The sequence below is a fragment of the Fluviispira sanaruensis genome, from assembly GCF_004295685.1.
Lineage (GTDB): Bacteria > Bdellovibrionota_B > Oligoflexia > Silvanigrellales > Silvanigrellaceae > Silvanigrella > Silvanigrella sanaruensis.
Genome location: NZ_AP019368.1, coordinates 1,922,491 through 1,940,698 on the forward strand (window position 1 = coordinate 1,922,491; position 18,208 = coordinate 1,940,698).

At 32.4% G+C, this 18,208-nt stretch carries 17 protein-coding genes; 9 read left to right on the top strand and 8 right to left on the bottom strand.

The features are described from left to right. Window positions 1-261 precede the first annotated feature (261 nt). The gene (locus tag EZS29_RS08085) at window positions 262-966 is read left to right on the top strand and encodes a hypothetical protein (RefSeq protein WP_130608616.1); all 705 of its coding nucleotides are present in this window, start codon (window positions 262-264) and stop codon (window positions 964-966) included. 21 nt (window positions 967-987) lie between these two features. Further along, the gene (locus EZS29_RS08090) at window positions 988-2,700 is read left to right on the top strand and encodes a S8 family serine peptidase (RefSeq protein WP_130608619.1); all 1,713 of its coding nucleotides are present in this window, start codon (window positions 988-990) and stop codon (window positions 2,698-2,700) included. A gap of 290 nt (window positions 2,701-2,990) precedes the next feature. Here the strand turns inward: EZS29_RS08090 and EZS29_RS08095 are convergent, their stop codons facing one another. Then, window positions 2,991-3,284 (bottom strand): FmdB family zinc ribbon protein, encoded by a 294-nt coding sequence (locus tag EZS29_RS08095; RefSeq protein WP_130608622.1) that lies wholly within the window; start codon window positions 3,282-3,284, stop codon window positions 2,991-2,993. A gap of 247 nt (window positions 3,285-3,531) precedes the next feature. Here EZS29_RS08095 and EZS29_RS08100 point away from each other — a divergent pair, with 247 nt between their 5' ends. After that, entirely contained in the window at window positions 3,532-4,530 is a 999-nt protein-coding gene (locus tag EZS29_RS08100) for a succinylglutamate desuccinylase/aspartoacylase domain-containing protein (RefSeq protein WP_130608625.1), read from the top strand. A 709-nt stretch (window positions 4,531-5,239) separates the two neighbouring features. Here EZS29_RS08100 and EZS29_RS08105 read toward each other — a convergent pair. Together EZS29_RS08105 and EZS29_RS08110 are read right to left on the bottom strand one after the other, a co-directional pair. Further along, window positions 5,240-7,267 (bottom strand): acetoacetate--CoA ligase, encoded by a 2,028-nt coding sequence (locus tag EZS29_RS08105; RefSeq protein ID WP_130608628.1) that lies wholly within the window; start codon window positions 7,265-7,267, stop codon window positions 5,240-5,242. A 3-nt stretch (window positions 7,268-7,270) separates the two neighbouring features. Further along, window positions 7,271-7,714 (bottom strand): acyl-CoA thioesterase, encoded by a 444-nt coding sequence (locus EZS29_RS08110; protein ID WP_130608631.1) that lies wholly within the window; start codon window positions 7,712-7,714, stop codon window positions 7,271-7,273. A gap of 89 nt (window positions 7,715-7,803) precedes the next feature. On the opposite strand from EZS29_RS08110, the gene EZS29_RS08115 reads away from it, so the two are divergent. Together EZS29_RS08115 and EZS29_RS08120 are read left to right on the top strand one after the other, a co-directional pair. Continuing rightward, window positions 7,804-8,787, top strand: coding sequence for a FliG C-terminal domain-containing protein (locus tag EZS29_RS08115; RefSeq protein WP_130608634.1), 984 nt, complete (start codon window positions 7,804-7,806; stop codon window positions 8,785-8,787). A gap of 47 nt (window positions 8,788-8,834) precedes the next feature. Next, complete coding sequence (locus tag EZS29_RS08120) at window positions 8,835-9,809, top strand: CobW family GTP-binding protein (RefSeq protein WP_216678654.1); 975 nt, start codon at window positions 8,835-8,837, stop codon at window positions 9,807-9,809. Window positions 9,810-9,820: 11 nt separating this feature from the next. Here the strand turns inward: EZS29_RS08120 and EZS29_RS08125 are convergent, their stop codons facing one another. After that, a complete protein-coding gene (locus tag EZS29_RS08125; RefSeq protein ID WP_130608641.1) occupies window positions 9,821-10,921 on the bottom strand; it encodes a hypothetical protein in 1,101 nt (366 codons plus the stop codon). A gap of 240 nt (window positions 10,922-11,161) precedes the next feature. Here EZS29_RS08125 and EZS29_RS08130 point away from each other — a divergent pair, with 240 nt between their 5' ends. Both EZS29_RS08130 and EZS29_RS08135 read left to right on the top strand, forming a co-directional pair. Continuing rightward, complete coding sequence (locus tag EZS29_RS08130) at window positions 11,162-11,716, top strand: SOUL family heme-binding protein (protein ID WP_130608644.1); 555 nt, start codon at window positions 11,162-11,164, stop codon at window positions 11,714-11,716. A 190-nt stretch (window positions 11,717-11,906) separates the two neighbouring features. Then, entirely contained in the window at window positions 11,907-12,992 is a 1,086-nt protein-coding gene (locus EZS29_RS08135; RefSeq protein WP_130608647.1) for a hypothetical protein, read from the top strand. Between the two features lie 342 nt (window positions 12,993-13,334). Here EZS29_RS08135 and EZS29_RS08140 read toward each other — a convergent pair whose 3' ends face one another. Together EZS29_RS08140 and EZS29_RS08145 are read right to left on the bottom strand one after the other, a co-directional pair. Beyond that, window positions 13,335-13,982, bottom strand: a complete 648-nt coding sequence (locus EZS29_RS08140) for an EcsC family protein (protein WP_130608650.1) — start codon at window positions 13,980-13,982, stop codon at window positions 13,335-13,337. 111 nt (window positions 13,983-14,093) lie between these two features. Continuing rightward, a complete protein-coding gene (locus tag EZS29_RS08145) occupies window positions 14,094-14,825 on the bottom strand; it encodes an MIP/aquaporin family protein (protein WP_130608653.1) in 732 nt (243 codons plus the stop codon). 283 nt (window positions 14,826-15,108) lie between these two features. Between EZS29_RS08145 and ruvA the strand changes: the two genes are divergently transcribed. Both ruvA and ruvB read left to right on the top strand, forming a co-directional pair. Further along, on the top strand, window positions 15,109-15,810 hold the full coding sequence (ruvA, locus tag EZS29_RS08150; protein WP_130608656.1) for a Holliday junction branch migration protein RuvA: 702 nt from the start codon (window positions 15,109-15,111) through the stop codon (window positions 15,808-15,810). Window positions 15,811-15,821: 11 nt separating this feature from the next. Then, window positions 15,822-16,838: a Holliday junction branch migration DNA helicase RuvB gene (ruvB, locus tag EZS29_RS08155; RefSeq protein ID WP_216678655.1), complete on the top strand. Its 1,017-nt coding sequence runs from the start codon at window positions 15,822-15,824 to the stop codon at window positions 16,836-16,838. Here ruvB and EZS29_RS08160 read toward each other — a convergent pair. Both EZS29_RS08160 and EZS29_RS08165 read right to left on the bottom strand, forming a co-directional pair. After that, on the bottom strand, window positions 16,831-17,586 hold the full coding sequence (locus EZS29_RS08160) for a substrate-binding periplasmic protein (RefSeq protein WP_130608659.1): 756 nt from the start codon (window positions 17,584-17,586) through the stop codon (window positions 16,831-16,833). The genes ruvB and EZS29_RS08160 overlap by 8 nt on opposite strands. A 76-nt stretch (window positions 17,587-17,662) precedes the next feature. Further along, window positions 17,663-18,184, bottom strand: coding sequence for a hypothetical protein (locus EZS29_RS08165; protein ID WP_172603848.1), 522 nt, complete (start codon window positions 18,182-18,184; stop codon window positions 17,663-17,665). Window positions 18,185-18,208 lie beyond the last annotated feature (24 nt).

An 18,208-nucleotide genomic window follows, 5' to 3' on the forward strand; every position in this document is an offset into this window, starting at 1 on the left:
GTACTAGTATAATTTCATCATCACTCCATATTATGACTCATAAAAATAATAATCATGCGCAATAAGAAATCAGAATTTTAAAATATATAAAAAGCATATTGACCATTAATAATTGCATTATATTAAAAATTAGTACTGCAAATTTTGCCTTAAAATTTAATAGATAATATGTGCCACGATAATAAAAAAAAATGTCTATTTGATATTAATCAGTTTTAAAAAATGCCGACATACCAAATTAAATAAATCATGGAGGTTTTTTTGAAAACTAAAAATATTGTCATCCTTCTATCAATAACAGCGGTTATTATAATCAGTATTTTTATTTTTTTAAAAAAAGAGAAGAGAGAGCAACAATCTCAGCAAAATAATATGAACGCTATACAGAATGAGAAAAAAGTTGAAAAGGAAATCATAGACAAAGAAAAACATAAAGTTCAAGAATTCAAACAAAAAAAGTCTAATTTAAAAATCTTGTATGAAGAAAAAGGTTTTAAAAACGTTTTAATGAATGCTTCTCAACAAAAAGTTCCAAGTGAATCTCAATGGTACTTTGCAGAAAATATTTTAGCAATTGATAAAAATCATTTTAATAATTTAATGAAAGAAGTACTTTGGGAAGATGAAAATTTTTATTATGTTTCAAGTAAATCTGACAAAATTCATAATTCACCTGAACATTTCAATCCAAATTATTCTCTCGTCGTTTATGATAAAAATACTTTAACTGTTGGGGTCATAAATGGATATTTTATTATTGTTTTAAATGACAATATAACCGATAAAAAACGTTTTGAGAATCAGTATGATATTCAAATAATTTCGTCATATCCAAAAGATAGAATTCTTGTTGCGCGCGCTGTGAAAAATTCAAATATAATGAACACATTTAAAAACTTAAAAGCTCATCTGAAGGTTAAAAACATAAATATTGAGATTATAACTCAATTTCCAAAAGCAGAATAGTAATATCGAAGGAATATTGTTATGTTTAAATTTAAAGAAATATCTCTTTTTTTTATAGCATGCTTTTTAATTGCTGGCTGTGGTGATATATTTGAAAAAAATAAAACTCCAAGTTATATTCCACCAGCTCAAAAGCAACCATTAATTATTTCTTCTCTGTTCGAGCAACAATGGTATTTAAAAAATACGGGCCAAACAATGTTAAACTTTAGAGTGGCAAAAACAGGATATGATATAAATATTACTTTGCCTAACACGATCACAGGCAATAATGTAAAAGTTTTAGTTGCAGACAGTGGTGTGGATTTTAATCACCCAAATTTGCAAGATAGTATATTAGCTAACAGCTCAATTGATTTTTTAAAAAATCCAGCAGCTGAAAATATAAATCCAGTAATACAAATTGGCAAAACAGAAAAAGACACAGAATCGAATCATGGCACTAATGTTGCTGGTATTATAGCAGCGAGACCTCTTGCAAATAGTTTTACAGGAATAGCACCTAAAGCAAAAATAGGCTCTGCAAATATAGTGAGTGATTTGGAAAATAAAAATAAAGTTTCATTATTTGATCAGAGAATTAAATTATATGATTATGCTTTGAAAAAAAAGTTCAATTTCATTAATGAAAGCTTTGGTAGTTCAGGTTTATTTTATTACAACGATAGTGACAGAAGAGAAAAATATATAATAAATAATAAAATAAAAGACAATTATAAAATTGCAAATAATCCTGACGGTTTTATAATCGTAAAATCTGGCGGAAATTCCACTTGCGATTCAGAAAAAGCTTTAAATTCCAAAAATATAGATGAAGATCTTATTTATAATGGAATTGCAACTTTGACTGAACAACAGAAGCTCTATTATAAATCTTTACGCCCTGTTATGTCTCAAGTGGATTTAATCAGTTCAAACCCATATACTATTACTATTGCGAATGCTATGTCTCATGGTATCATCAATAGGTCTTCTAGTATAGGTGCTAACCTTTGGATCACTGCTTTTGGTGGCAACAACCAAAGTGCGCAAAAAAATGACCATCTCCTATCAGCAGTGCCAAAAACGGATGTCTATGAGCAAAAATATCTACCTGCAATCTTCACAACGCGCATTCATAATAATCCTTTTGATTATGATTCCATTTTTGAAACGCGTGCATTACCAGATGAAATGAAAAATAATTATACAATAAGTTTTTCAGGAACCTCTGCAGCTGCACCAATGGTCAGTGGAGTGATTGCACTTATATTAGAGACAAATCCAAACCTATCTTTGCGAGATGTAAAGTATATTTTAGCGAAGACAGCTAATTATTCTAAAGTATCCTCATTTCAACCAAAGCCATATTGTATAAAAATTCTAGAGGAAATGGCCCATTTTAATAATAATTTTAAAGATTTTTGGGATGAAGATCAATGGATAGTGAATCATTCCGCAGAAAAATTTCATTATAATAATTATTATGGTTTTGGTCTGATTGATGCAAATAAAGCGCTAGAGGAAGCGCGTAAAACAGAATATCCTAAATTTATCGGAAGAGCTGAGGAATATATTGTTGATCAAGTGTTTAATGAAGTAATCGAACCAAATAAAAGTAAAGTTTTTGAAATAAAAGTAAATAAAAATTTCAAGATAGAATCTATCCAAGTTACGCCTGTTCTTGATACTTTTCAATCCGATGGTATTGGTATCAAAATAGAATCACCATTACATACAAAAAATATATTATGATACCCTGGAAATTCATTAGTTAGCCATAATGATACTGAACTAACCTCCAAAATCTATCCATTATTTAGATATGATGAATTAATAAAGAATAATGAATTTAATTTTTCCTATTTGTCGAATGCTTTTTTTCAGGAGTCCTCCCAAGGTACATGGAAGGTGACTATTTTAAATAGCACTAAAGAAAGATACACTATTAATGCAAATCCAGATAATTATTATTTGAATGTCGAAATGAAAGGATTAAGATTTAAAATTATAGGGCAAGAAATTAAATAACACTTTGAACTTAATTAATGCTTACATCCCATACCACAGACATGCCGCATAGCTAAACGCGCAGCTTTTGCAGCAGGAGAGTCTCCCTTTGTCTTGTCAAAAGCAGAGTAATTATTTGCTATAGCACTTGCTGACTGAGCTTGAGAGTTAATGTTAAAAGCAGCGACAGCCCGATGAACAGCACGTCCACAAGTCGGGCACGTTTTTAATAGCTCGGCATTAAGTGACTGCAATGTATCGAAAAAACAACAGTCATTGACGGATTCATTTTCGGACCAAATTGTTGGTTCGTATACATAAATTGGCAAGGCTAACCTCTTTAATAAATATTTATAAATTAAAAAATGCATATGATCTCAAAATAAAATTAAAATCATAAACATGCAAAAAAATATAAATACAGAATGAATAGATGTCAATTCGTATTCTATTTTATTACATTTTTTATTTTGTTAATATCTAAAAAATTCAGATTTCAAGAATTGCTTTTCAAATAAATAAAATATAGTATACAAAGGTTATTTGTTCATTCTTTATTAACTATAAGGAAACCCTGTGCTGTATTCTAAAAAAGAAAAACTAGATCTTTATTTAAATGAGTTTATGCAATTAGAAAAAAAATTAAATAGCAATTTGTCAAACACTCTCACCTTAAATTTTAATAAGCATAGAGGTCATATTGTCTTTGCTGGACTTATCCATGGTAACGAAACAGGCTCTCTGCCCGCAATTATTAAATGTATAAATAAACTTTTACAAAAAGAACTCAGCTTTGGCGGAAAAGTTTCTTTTCTTCTAGGCAATATCGAAGCGGCTAAAAAAGACTTACGCTATGTTGAAAGCGATCTCAATCGTAGTTTTGGTGAGAGTTATAAAGGCAAATTAACACTTGAAAGGAAACGCGCTGTTGAACTCATGCCTCTCTTAAAAAGTGCAGATGTCTTTATCGATTTCCATCAAACCATAATGCCAAGCCTCAAGCCATTCTATATATTTGAAATGAATCATGACAGTTACCACTGGGCCCGTGCCGTGGGAGGAGCTTCCACTCTTGTCACACGTAAAAAAGGAGCTCCCTTTTCCCAAGCTGGAATGTGCAGCGATGAATATGTACGCAGCTTGCAAAAAATAGGCATCACCCTCGAACTTGGCGAACAAGGTTTTTCTGACTCTGCAGAAACTCTTGCTTTTTCAGTCTTAAAAAGAGCACTTAAATGTATCGATAAGGTATTTAGCAGTGGTATCTCCATTGAAAAACTCAGTCGAAAAAACAATGACTTTGAGTTCTTAACAATTTCGCATAGAGAGCCATTTGATTCACCTAAGAAATGTTTAAATGCTGGGTTTAGTAATTTTCACAAGCTTACTAAAAACATGATCGTAGGAGCCGATGAAAGACAAAATCCCTTAGAAAGCCCTAAAGATGGCTATATTTTGTTCCCAAAATACCCCAAAAGAAACAGCACTGGTGAGGCATCGATGCCCTTACCAGGGGAGATTTTCGTCATTGCAGAACCAACTCTAGAACATCCCCTCAATTGGTTAAAAGCTTAATGAGCTTGGCAAACCATGTTAAAGCTTGCAAAAAATCTATCGAAATTTAAGATGGATCGTGAAATTATTATCACTGACTGTTTTCAGATATTCTAATGTTTTATTTGAGACTTAAAGTATGTCGAATAAAATACTACGATTTCTTATCATATTTCTTTGTACTTTAGTAATTATATCATGCGGAAACAAAAGCACTTCGGTCGCACCTCAAAACCTAATTCCTTATGGCATAGAGCTCTATCATTTCTTTTCTACAGACGGCCTCAAAAATACAGGTCGTGATTTAAACTATTATGTGATAAAATTTGATATTAACTGCGATGGAAAATCTTTCACAGAAATTATTTTCAGCAAAGGATCATAAATTCTCAAAGTTGTAAAAGCTAAACTCTGCATTGTTAAAATTGAATAAATTGATTTGGGTAGTCACAGCACTGCAAAAAACAAATATTAACCTGAAATTGGAAAAGAATTAATTCTAAATGTTTCTAAAAATCTTGATTTTATTTTACCTACGAGCCCTCTGCAATATAAAACTACATTTGGCTTTCATTTCTTTATCAATACTATTTCGTTAAAACCCGGATTTTTTTTATTTTATTTTCAAACGATAAAACAGAAGTACAAGAGCTATTATTTAAATTAAATTCAATGGATATATTTGAAAAAATAAAATTCAATGGCTTTCAAAAAAATAAAGTAATCTGAATCAATCCATATTCAATTCCTTTATATTTTTAAAAAAAGTAAGACACTCTGGATTTGCCATGGATTCCTTATTTTTTATTTCAATATTATGAATTATATTACGCACGGCTATTTCTACAATTTTTCCTGATTTTGTTTTAGGAATATCAGGGATTGCAATAATTTTTGCAGGCACATGACGTGGTGAACAGTTATTTCGTAAAGAATTTTTAATATCTAAAATTAATTTTTCCGTTAACGAAAAAGATTCTCGTAATCGCAAAAATAAAATAATTCGATTATCATTTTTCCAGTTTTGATCTACAGCAATACACTCTAAAACTTCTTCAAATTGCTCTACTTGTCGATAAATTTCAGCTGTGCCAATTCGCACTCCACCGGGATTTAGAGTAGCATCAGAACGACCATAAATAATGATTCCATTGTGCTGCGTAATTTCAACCCAATCTCCATGATGCCATGTATTTTTAAAACGCTCAAAATAACTTGCTCTGTATTTTACTTTTTCATGATCATTCCAAAAATAAACCGGCTGAGAAGGAAATGGAAAAGTGCAAACCATTTCTCCTTTTTGTTGAAAAACACTTTCTCCACTTTCATCATAAACTTCTATTTTCATACCAAGCCCACGGGTCTGAATCTCACCCCGATAAACTTTGCCAATAGGATTTCCTAATACAAAGCAAGAAATAATATCTGTCCCACCGGAAAGTGAGGAAAGACAGACATCTTTCTTAATACTTTCATAGACAAAATCAAAACTTTCCGCTAGTAACGGCGAACCTGTTGAACCAATAGTTTTTAATGATTTAAATCCAAAAGTTTTGTTTGGTTGACAATGCAATTTCTTAAGGGAATCGATATATTTTGCAGAGGTTCCAAAAAATTGAGCTTTTTCTTCATCAATGAATTTTAATAAAACTTGAGGATCGGGAGAAAACGGCGACCCATCATAAAGTAACAAAGAACATTCAGAAGCCAAAGCAGAGACCAACCATTGCCACATCATCCACCCGCAAGTCGAATAATAAAATATTTTGTCATTGGCTTTAAAGTCACAGTGAAGAATATGTTCCTTTAAATGCTGTAAAAGCGTTCCTCCAGCTCCATGGACGATACATTTTGGAATACCAGTCGTACCTGACGAATACATAATATAAAGTGGATGATTAAAAGGCAGTTGTTTAAAAATAATTTCTTTTTCATCATACTTTTCTAAAATTTCAGAATATACGTATGAAGAAATATTTTGAAAATTTTTCATATTTTCTAGAGAAATTTTTACGTTAAAATAAGAAACGCAGATAATATTTTTAAGTGAAGGAATTTTTTTAATAATCTCATTTACTTTTTCTTGGTTGTCTAATACTTTCCCATTATAGACGCATTTATCTGTGTAGATAAATAAAATAGGTTCAATTTGACCAAAGCGATCAACAACTCCTTGCACTCCGAAATCAGGTGAACAAAAAGAGCAAATCGCTCCTAAACTTGCTGATGCTAATAAAAAAATAACGGCTTCGATTGAGTTGGGTACAAACAAAGCAACTCGATCATTTTCCTTTATGCCTATTTCAACTAAAAATTGTTGAAGTTTAGAAACTTGACTGTTAAGATCTTGAAAAGAAATATTACGAGTAAAAATATTTTCAGCCCGAAAATACAAGGCTGTGTCATTGTTTTTTTTTCTGAGCAAATTTTCTGCAAAATTGAGTCGCGCTTGAGAAAACCATTGGGCATTTAAAAAATCATCGCCATGCTGCAGAATACACTCTCCTTTTATTTCTGCTTTTATTTGACAAAAATCCCATAGACTGGACCAAAATTTTTCACACCCTTTATCATTTGTATTTATAGAGACAGACCAATTATAAAGTTCTTCATAGTTTGTAAGATTTAGTGAATATTTATTGTTAAGATATTTGATAAATCGGACAATGTTTGAAGATTCTATTCTTTCTTTCGAAGGTTCCCATAGACAAGTGGATTCATCACTGGACAAATAATAAAATGCTTTTCTCAAGAGCATACGCTAATTATCCTCTAAAATAAAATTATGCGGGGAGGGCTTCCCAAATTTATCTATTTTTACAAAGACTAAATCACAGTTAAGAATAATACGGAGACGGTCATCACTGTCAATCTGTTTCGCTCTTGCCACGCACTCTACTGTTATAGAGGTCTTACCCACTTTTTTTATGCGACATAAAAGCTCAAGCACATCACCTAAACGTGAAGGCTCATTGTATAAAACCTCAGATATTTTTTTTGTTACGATAAGATGGGTTTTTAATTTTTCCATCACAAATATACCAGCGCATTCATCGACCCATTGAATAAGCAATCCACCAAAAAGCGTATTTGCAGCATTTAAATGCGCACTCAAAACCAAATGCGATGTTACGCGTGTGTACTTGTTTTCATTGATTTTAATTTCACTTTGTTTTTTGACTTCGATTTGTTCTATAGTTGACATAAAAAATCCTCTTTCGTTAGGATAGTTGTACTAAAAGATAAAAATAGAGCTAGAATGTAGAAAAATCAATTTTTTTAGAAAGCAGAGAAATGACTCCAGAGCAAAAAGCTGCCGCAATTCTTGCCCTAGCAGGAGAAGAAAATGCCAGTCAACTTGTACAAAACATACCAAAACATGAAATAAAAAGAATTTTTAGAGCATTTAGCCGTTTGCCACAAATGGCAGGCAGTGACATCGATAAAATTGCTAAGGAATTTTTAGAGATTATAAAAAAATTAAATATGGAAAAACATGATTTTTCTATAGAAAAAGTTAAAAAAATATTAAAATCAGCAAATAGCACATTAAAAGATGACAATTGGTTTGACAGTATTTCCGATTCTTTTATCGTTGATGACATTCGGAGATTTCTAGAAATAATTGACAATCGATCTTTGTCAAATTGGCTCAAAAATGAACTTCCGCAAACAATGTCGCTTGTTTTGTCCATCTGCACGCCTGAAAAATCATCTGCACTTTTTAAATTAATGCCTGAATCCATCCGTTCTGAACTTATATTACGCATCAGTCAGATGAACCATGTCGATACTTTAGAGCTTGAAAATCTCCATGAAGAACTCGAAAAGTTAAACAAAAATTTTAAAACGGTCATCACCTCGGCAGGTGGGTTCGAAAAAATTTTGGCTGTACTCCAGGCTTCACCTGTTGAGCAGAGGCAAAAACTGCTAGAAGGAATCACCCTCAAGGATCCCGACCTTGCCCAAAAACTACAATTTGAACTTATTTCAGTTGCAAAAATTTCCGAACTGGACCCTAAGCATTTAGGGGTATTGTGCAGCAGTCTCTCCGATAAAGTCTTAAATTTGGCTCTAAGACTTGAATCTTTTGATATTAAAGAGAAATATCTACGTGCCGTGTCCAAGAAGAGACGGCATTTATTAGAAGAGAGTCTCAATGAAGGAAAAGTGAGCAAAAAAGAGGCTGAAGAGTCTGCCTCTTTGCTCGTAAAAAAAGCATTATCTTTGAAAGATGAGGGTAAAATAGTGTTTCCATGGGAAGAGACTTTGATATAAAAGAGCATTGCTGCTTGATGCACTTATATTAATTGATGGAGAACACTATGAGTCACAAAGAATATCCAGTCACCGTTGTCACTGGATTCCTCGGTTCAGGAAAAACAACCCTTCTCAACCGAATGCTATCTGAAAATCACGGAAAAAAAATTGCGGTGATTTTAAATGAAATTGGTGACGTCAATTTAGATTCAGAATTAGTTGTGCAAAGTATTGGTGAAGAACTTAAAATTATGAATAACGGCTGCGTATGCTGCACTGTCCGTGGAGATCTCACTAAAATATGTCTCGATCTCATTGCTAAAAAAATAGATTTTGACCATCTTGTCATTGAAACAACAGGTATGGCCGATCCAAGCCCCGTTGCACAAACATTTTTTATGGATGAAAATCTGCGCAAACATTTTTTTCTAGATGCCGTTGTAACTGTTGTGGATGCAAAACACATCGATCAAAATTTATCCGAAATTAAAGAAACACAGGATCAAATCGGTTTTGCCGATGTTATTTTATTAAATAAAATAGACACGATTAAAGAAACAGAAATTGCTGTAGTCGAGAAAAAAATAAAACAAATTAACTCAATCGCTCGCATTTTTAAAACAATTAATTCTAATATTCAAATACCAGAAGTGCTCGGTATAAATGCATTTGATTTGCAAGCAAGAGCAGAGCTTAATCCAGACATCACTAAAGAATATCATGAGCACAATCATGATGATGCCATTCAAAGTATTTATCTCGAAGAAACACGTCCCCTCGACATGGAGCGTTTAAATAGATTTATGCAGCTCGTTATTGCTGAACTTGGCAATCAAGTCTTACGTTATAAAGGGGTCTTAAACGTAAAAGACGAACCAAACCGCATTGTCTTCCAAGGCGTACATACAACGATGGGAAGTAATGAAGACAGACCTTGGGGAGCGAGCGAAGAGAGAAAAACAAGAATGGTCTTTATTGGTAGACACCTACCAAAAGAAGTTTTAGAAGAAGGTTTATCACTCTGTGTTGCTAAACAATAAAGTCTAAAAAATCATTGACTTTCTGAGGATTTGAATTGAACGATATTATAAATAGCTTCATTGGCTTTCTTATAATATTGAAATCCATCTATTTGTGTTGGTTTTACATATCTATCATCGTCATTGATTATGAAAACATTTTGTTTGTTTATTATGGTTAAACCTTCTGATTTATTATTAAACTTTAAAGGAACAGAATTATGTGAGACAAGTTGTGGTGCATTTCCTTGAATGATATCTTCTCGATTGAGTGTCCACAAATAAGCACCAATACTCCCACTTTTTGACTCAAAACTTGTTAATAATAAAAGTCTATTATTGAATTTATCCCACTCAATACTTGATAAACTAATTTCTTCATTGACAAATTTCTTTGTATCATTAAATTCGTAAACTATTTTAAAATCATCATTTAAATAAATTTCGGCATTCTTTTCTCCGTAACTCACAGAGATAAATTTAATGGTATAATTAAAATCTTTATAACTGTTACCTTGCTCTCTCACGCCGATTAAAAATTGATTGTCTGGCATAATAGCTAAACCTTCAATTTTAAAATATTTTGGACTGCCAAGTGCATCGGAGATATATTTACGAAGATCTTTTGTTGGACCTTCTGTTGCTTTTATTTGCATATAATTTACTTTGTTAAAATCATTCGAACGCCAATAAATAAGAGTGCCATTTGTATCGAATTCTTCTTTTTTCTGATAATCAAACGCTGTAATAGCGAAAAGATACTTCTCATCAAAAGATATTGTTATATCTTCGATTTTTCTTGGTTGAGTAAAATGACTCTGTGTGTGGTATGTAACTTTTTGCTTTTTTGTATGTCCAATAGAATTATAATCAATTGAAAAAACAGGTGAAAATGGAGGATTTAAGGGTTTATCATTGCCAAAAACCAATTTGTTATTATAAAAGGAGACAGCAGAAGCTTCACAGTGAGCTATTTTATGGTCGGCGGTTCTTGTTCCTTCTGGAAAACACGTGATGATGCCACTTTTTGAAATTATAGCTTGATCATTTACAATTCTTTGCTGATTATTATTATTTATTGAAATACAAGAAACAAAAGTTAATAAAGAAAAAAAAATGAATTGAATCCTCATGCTCTCTCCGAAAATAATTTTTTAATTGAAAATGATGGCTCAATATAAGTTCCAAATAAACTTATATAAATTTGCAGCTCAAAGATTGCGTCAATATAATAAAAATTGCAAACCTCAAAACAACAAGTTCAGATACCCCCCGTATAGTTCCTATTTGCCAGTTAGTCAAAAATCCTCTGAGGATTTTCAATTGAATGTTTATCCTATTCCATTTATTCTTTCTGTGTATTGGGGGTTTCCATGGCAAAAAGCGAAGAAGCAAAGTATAAAGTCACAATCTCTGATGGTGCCTTTGAAATCCGTGATTATGCAGAAATGATCGTGGCACAAGTTGAAACTTCGGGCGAACAAAAAGATGCATTACAGGAAGGTTTTTTTCTACTAGCGAATTACATTTTTGGGAATAACACAACCCAGAAAAAAATTCCAATGACGGCTCCCATCAGCCGCCGAAGTGAAAAAATTCCAATGTCCGTTCCTGTCATTCAAAAAAGATCGGGTGATTTCAATTGGCAAATTGAATTTATAATGCCCGCATTTTTTAATTTAGATAACATTCCATCGCCTAACAACTCGCGGGTACAATTGTTTGAGAGAGACATAAAAAAATTTCTCGTTGTCAGATACAAAGGAAGAAATACTAAAAAAAATATACAAATTCATTTAGATAAAATTATATTATATGCACAAGAAAAAAATATTAAAATAAAAGGTCCATTTTTATTAGCATATTACAATCCTCCATGGACCCTTCCCTTTTTTCGCAGAAATGAAATCATGTTCGAAATTGTATAGTTCGTATTGATTCATCTATAGAATGAATGCTTAATTTGGCAAAATTCTCAAATTTGAGACTCTAATTTTGACATGGCTTTGACGCTTTTTAAAATATAAACCTTGACCATTTCGCAAAATAAATAATTCATATATGCTCAATAATAAGTCTCTAAAATTTTTTGTAAAGCACCAATAAATCGAGGTTAAAATGTTTGCATCAATTAATAAGATTAAAGTTGCTTTTTTATTCGTCACTTTAATTAGTTTTTCAACTTTTTCTTGCAAAAATCATACAGAAAATGCAATTGATACAAGACAAGCTAAAAAAATTGCATATTTGATAAATACTAATAATGGAGATTTAGTATTCTGCGATATAAATATTGATGAGTTTAATAACTGTAATTTTTTAAACAGTGGGAACAGTGCCGTAGATAAAAAACTAAAAGAAATATTTACTGACTATGTAAGTACAGTATATTATAATGAGCATATATATGTTATTAATGAGAAATCGGATACAGGTGACATTACAGAAGAAAATAAGTTTTATGCTTTAAGTATAGAAAAAAATTCTAGAAATTTACAAATAAAAAAACAATTTAGTCAATTTAAAAATCCTTTAGGTCTAACAATACACAACAATCAATTATTTGTAGCACATAATCCATTAGAAATTGGTAATATTATTTCATATATTAATTTAGAAAACATCGAAGATAATCCTAAACCTATAAAAGTTAAAGGCTTAGATTCTTATAATAATTATCCACATGATGGTATATATTTTTATCAAAATAAAATATATTTAATAAATCGATATAGCAACTCTTCAACAAATAATGCTAAAAAAAATACTGAAAATACATATAAATTTATTGTTTCATGTGATTTCGATGATAAGTCAAATATAGCTATAAATTGTAAAGATTTTAATAACAAAGTTAAATATGAAAATATAAATGGGAAGTCAGCTTTATTAAATTTAGATAAAATCGTAATAAATAAAAACCATATTTATTCAATAGCTACTTTGGGTGGAAATAAAGGATTTGTTTCAAATATTAAAACAAATGAAGCTAACTTTATATTCTCATCATATGAGAAAGAATACGAACCAACTGATATAGCTTTTATCAACGAAAATACATATGTGTTAAATGGAAAAGATCCTATGTTAAAATGTAAAGCAAATGAAGGTAGCGGAATTTTAGAAAAATGTGAAAAAATATATTTTTACAATACTAAAATATCAGGCAAAATTTTTAACAAAATAATTTTTGTAGATATTTGATCTTGATGTGCTATTCAGATCGCTTATAATCCCAATTTCAGATATAGAAGATAAAAACCACAAGAAAAAGCGACCGATCCCATTCCCGTCTATAGATATCTTACGAAACCCCAATCATAAGTTTCATAAATACTCTTTGGAATTATCCATTCGTAATAGTAAAGCTATTTGAAATATTATCATATGTAGGAGCTGCTGAAAATATTAAGACTAAATAAAGATTTTTTCATTCCATCTATAGTATCTCATTAAATGATCACCTAAACTTTCTTAAATGATTTTTTAATTTTATGCGAAAGTTTTATAAAAATTTTAAATAAAAATATATTTGACTTTGATTCATTATGAAATGATTTCAGGATCTACGTTTAAAAAAGCTTTTTTTGCAACTTCACCAATAATATTCGTCGTCACAGCATCGAATGTTCCACCAATAACAGCACCGATTAATGGAACGGCTTTTCCTATATTGACCGCGCTTTTTTCACCAAATTTAGTCAAAAGACGAAAACCAACCGCTTTGTTAATTTGCTGAATAGTTTCTAAACTCAATTTATGAATTACTGTATGTAATAATTTTGAACCAATGTCGATCCCAACATTTTTTAAAATATCACCACCCGCGGATCCGCACATACAGGCAAAGATCATAGTTTTTACTCTGTCGTCTTTTACATCATATCCATTCATAATTGCTATGGCAGCTATCATCCGCACTTGGACAAACATCACGCTGGCTAAATTAACAGGGATGGCTACAGGCACAGTGACAAATCCACCTAAACCTGAAGCAAAGCCAAAAGCAGCAGCCTTCGTGTTCTGCCAACGGATTAAGGAATCTACTTTTTCTGCGAGCGTCCCTTTTTCTTTTAAATAATCTTCTGCAAGTGAATATGCACTGTCTAAACCTGGCAAGGATTGAGTAATAGCTTTGCTATAAGCCCAATCGAGTGCCTTCATAATAAGAGATTCATTTAACTTTTTTGACATAAACTCACTTTCTCAATCACTGCAAAGATTTACAGCATTTCCAAACTCAGGAAAATAAATGCTCGATACCACACTCAATGCAGAAAAAGCAGTTTAGCTCAATTTAGCAAATTACAAAAATGCTCGCCAAAGCAAAGCTCCAAAAATGCCGCCGACAATAGGACCTAATACAGGAATCCAAGCATAACTCCAATCTGAATTCCCTTTTCCTGAAATGGGCAATAGTGAATGAGCTATACGCGGAGCTAAATCCCGTGCAGGATTGATCGCACAACCTGTTGCTCCCCCTAAAGATAGAATCACTGCCCAAACGAGTAAACCGACGAAATAAGGCCCCATAGCCGGTGAAATCTCCCCATTGTTTGTAGCTTTACCAAAAATGGCGCCAATGCCAAAAACAAGGACACAAGTGCCAATCACTTCATTTATAAAATTTGCTCCTGAGCTACGAATGGCAGGTCCTGTTGAAAAAACGGCTAAAATAGTAGAAGGATCCTTAGTTTCTTTCCAGTGGGAGTAATAGGCAAGCCAAACAATAACAGATCCAACAAAACAACCAAGAAATTGTGCGAGAATAATAGGAGTGAGTTGCCCTAAAGTATAAATACCACCTAACAAATACTTTGCGAGAGTCACAGCTGGGTTGAGATCGGCTTGGGCGGAACCAGTGGATTTAGCAACAAAAACAGCACCCATAACTGCAAAACCCCAGCCGATCGCGATTGCCAACCAACCTGCATTTAAACCCTTTGACTTAGTTAAAACACAATTAGCGACGACACCTCCACCAAAAAGCATTAAAAAAATGCATCCTAAAAACTCACCCAGTACGATATCTTCCATGATATGAGCCTCCTGCTGTCTTAAAAAAGAAATATGCCAATGAATTCAAATAGAAACACCTTTATTACATGATTTAAAATTCATGAGTGTTTCTAAAAAACACTATTTTAATTTATTTGTCCATAACACATTTAAAAAATTAATCTTTCCATCACATACTTTACACATACCAAATACAAGAGTTAATACAAAATTGATTGCTTTATGTATGATGAATGCTGAAGAATCTTATTCAGCATTGTATGAATGAGAAATCATTGTAATACAAGAAAGGAACAAATAAATGATAGGTTCTTTGCGTGGAATATTAATTAACAAAAATCCAGAAAGTATTCTTTTAGATGTGAATGGAGTTGGCTATGAATTAGAAGTTCCTGCATCAACCTTATGTTTACTTCCACCCTCAAACCAAGAAACCTATATCTATGTATTAACACACGTGAGAGAAGATGCTATTCGTTTATTTGGATTTATTACTCAATTCGACAAAAAAGTCTTCCAAGAACTTATTTCTGTTTCAGGAGTCGGACCTAAAGCAGCGCTTGCTCTTTTAGGCTCTATGGATGGACACGATCTTTGTGAAATCATCAACTGTGGTCAAATTGCGAAATTAACTGCTACCCCCGGAATTGGCCCAAAAACAGCAGAACGCCTTATTCTCGAGCTTAAAACAAAAGTGCAAAAATTATTGGCACGACATAAAGATGATGTGGAGATACAAAAATCAATTATCACAAAAAATATTGCTGGATCTATAGTAACAGAAAATAAAATCACACAGAAAATTGAACAAAAAATAATTCGCAGACAAATTGTAGAAGATCTAAAAAGCGGACTGACAAATTTAGGCTATAAAGATAAACAATTTACTGAAGTTGTAAATAGTTTTGAACAGCGTATGCAGCTTGGTGAAGAAATAACATTAGAAGTTGCATTAAAAGAAGCGCTTTGTAAACTCTCTGAAAGAATTCTCCAAAAAAACTAAGGTAACAAACAATGGAAACGAGTGTTCATGCAAATTTGGAAAATACACTTACTATGCAAGAACTTGCTAAAGAAATCATTGAACCACATATCAACTTAAGACCGAAAAGTTTCGAGGATTACCCTGGACAAGAGCGGATCTGTGAAAATTTAAAAATATATACCAAAGCCGCTAAAATGCGGGGCAAAATGCTTGATCACTGTCTTTTTCATGGCCCACCCGGTCTCGGCAAAACAACTCTGGCAGGTATAATTGCAGAAAATATGGAATGTCAGATAAAAATAACTTCTGGGCCTGTCATAGAACGGGCTGCCGATCTTATGGGAATTCTTGCGAGTCTTGAAAGCAAAACAATTTTATTTATCGATGAAATCCATCGTCTACCTGCAAATGTCGAAGAAATTTTATATTCTGCAATGGAAGACATGCGTTTAGATATTTTAATCGGACAAGGGCCAACGGCGCGGACTGTGAAGTTTGATCTCCCACCTTTTTGTTTAATAGGCGCTACTACACGTGCAGGTTCTATATCTGCTCCTTTAAGGGATCGCTTTGGTATACAAGAACATCTAGATTATTATTCCGATGAGTCTCTTTGCAAAATTATTATGCGGAGCGCACGAATAATGAATACAATAATAGAAGAAAATGCGGCCCAATGTTTAGCAAAAAGATGTCGAGGAACACCTCGCATTGCCAACCAACTATTACGCAGAGTGCTTGATTTTGCTTTAGTTGCCAATAAAGCGACCATCGATGTTGAGATTATTGATAGAGCGCTCGAGCGATTGGGAGTAGATTGCGAAGGGCTTTCGCATATGGATAGAGATTTTCTCAGAATAATGCATGAACGATATAATGGGGGGCCTGTTGGTTTAGAAGCTATTTCTTCTGCGCTCAATGAAGAAAAAAGCACTTTAGAAGATGTATATGAGCCATATTTAGTTTATCGTGGATTTATCTTGAGAACAGCAAGAGGGCGTTTACTTTCTCCCACAGGAAAAGAACATTTATTAAAATTTATTTGATTTTTAATTTTGTGTACTTATCTATGATATCTTTATATTCTTGGCTATTAATTACGCTTTTCAACCCTTGTTGAAAAACGATTGATTTATTCAAATTTTTCTTAGAAAAAGCAACGTAACGAGGGACTTTTTTAATAGAACTAGGTAAAAAACGAACTTTATTAAATACCTCATGTTCCTTTGCTTCAAAAGTTAGGGTAGCAAGATCTCCAATAATTACGTCTACATCTTTTTCTAACAATTTATGTATAAGTTTGTGGTTATTTGTGAATTCAACTTTGTTTAGATTTTTATTTTGATCAAATTCTTTTGTATAGTTAAAGCCTTTTACCACTCCGATTTTTTGTAATTTAAAGTCCTCTAATTTTTTCCAATCCATCAAGTTTGATTCTGTTCTCACCATAAAGACCATAATTCCTTCGCGAATTGGTCCTACAAGAATAAATTTATTCCTTCTCTCTTTGGTCTCTACCATTTGCCAAACAAAATCGATGTCGTTATCTTCTAAATAATTGACCACTGTTTGCCACGGATAAGTTTCTTTAGTGTATTTTACTCCAATATTATGCATAATTAAATCTACAATTTCTGTATCCATTCCAACCATTTTACCATCCTCAAAATAATTGTATGGAGGAAAATTCGCTTCACATGCACCTTTCCAAACTTCTTCGGAGTAAACAGGGATAAAGCTAATAAAACATAAAATTAAAATATTTTTTATTAATTTAATTAAACAATCAAGCATATCACCCTCAGACAGGCTCAACAGCTTTTCCAATCTGATTTAATTCCCCATCGCTATCGGAATTATAATTAAATTATTAATTTTTTATAATTTTTAAGCAAATGACGTTGCCAAGAACAAACCAAGGGCGTTTTGGACTTTCGACTATTTCAAAATCTTCTTTAGGCACCCCTACGTATTGCATATTATTAACAATTCTCGCTATGGCACGAAACTCTCCGCCTCCACAGGTTGGGAGGAGATCGATGAAATCTTCCGCTTTTGCCACGGAGCTAAAAGGCAGATAAACGTCCGTGTTACGAAAAGCCACTCTATCGGCTTTATTAAAAGTAAACGGTAAAGATTCACTTGGATTGGGGTTGTCTAAAACGACTATTTCTACGGGCATAAAATCCATATACCAGATAGCTGCAAGGGAACGTAATTTTTTTCCATCAATATATTCAACCTCTTGAACAACAAAACGCCATTTTTCCAAATCATAATATTCAAACCAAGTGCGTTTTAAAGGAATAAATATCGGTTGAATAAAATTGTTTCTTCCTGTATTTACTTGGTTTTTTGTGGATTGGCACGAAATAAAAAATGAGAGTAGCATATAAGTCAAAAATTTTGCTAATGA

Bases quoted from the DNA above. Each gene is read 5' to 3' on its own strand.
- EZS29_RS08090 (WP_130608619.1), top strand. From the start codon at position 988: ATGTTTAAATTTAAAGAAATATCTCTTTTTTTTATAGCATGCTTTTTA.
- EZS29_RS08105 (WP_130608628.1), bottom strand. From the start codon at position 7,267: ATGCTCTTGAGAAAAGCATTTTATTATTTGTCCAGTGATGAATCCACT.
- EZS29_RS08110 (WP_130608631.1), bottom strand. From the start codon at position 7,714: ATGTCAACTATAGAACAAATCGAAGTCAAAAAACAAAGTGAAATTAAA.
- EZS29_RS08115 (WP_130608634.1), top strand. From the start codon at position 7,804: ATGACTCCAGAGCAAAAAGCTGCCGCAATTCTTGCCCTAGCAGGAGAA.
- EZS29_RS08120 (WP_216678654.1), top strand. From the start codon at position 8,835: ATGAGTCACAAAGAATATCCAGTCACCGTTGTCACTGGATTCCTCGGT.
- EZS29_RS08125 (WP_130608641.1), bottom strand. From the start codon at position 10,921: ATGAGGATTCAATTCATTTTTTTTTCTTTATTAACTTTTGTTTCTTGT.
- EZS29_RS08130 (WP_130608644.1), top strand. From the start codon at position 11,162: ATGGCAAAAAGCGAAGAAGCAAAGTATAAAGTCACAATCTCTGATGGT.
- EZS29_RS08135 (WP_130608647.1), top strand. From the start codon at position 11,907: ATGTTTGCATCAATTAATAAGATTAAAGTTGCTTTTTTATTCGTCACT.
- EZS29_RS08140 (WP_130608650.1), bottom strand. From the start codon at position 13,982: ATGTCAAAAAAGTTAAATGAATCTCTTATTATGAAGGCACTCGATTGG.
- EZS29_RS08145 (WP_130608653.1), bottom strand. From the start codon at position 14,825: ATGGAAGATATCGTACTGGGTGAGTTTTTAGGATGCATTTTTTTAATG.
- ruvA (WP_130608656.1), top strand. From the start codon at position 15,109: ATGATAGGTTCTTTGCGTGGAATATTAATTAACAAAAATCCAGAAAGT.
- ruvB (WP_216678655.1), top strand. From the start codon at position 15,822: ATGGAAACGAGTGTTCATGCAAATTTGGAAAATACACTTACTATGCAA.
- EZS29_RS08160 (WP_130608659.1), bottom strand. From the start codon at position 17,586: ATGCTTGATTGTTTAATTAAATTAATAAAAAATATTTTAATTTTATGT.
- EZS29_RS08165 (WP_172603848.1), bottom strand. From the start codon at position 18,184: ATGCTACTCTCATTTTTTATTTCGTGCCAATCCACAAAAAACCAAGTA.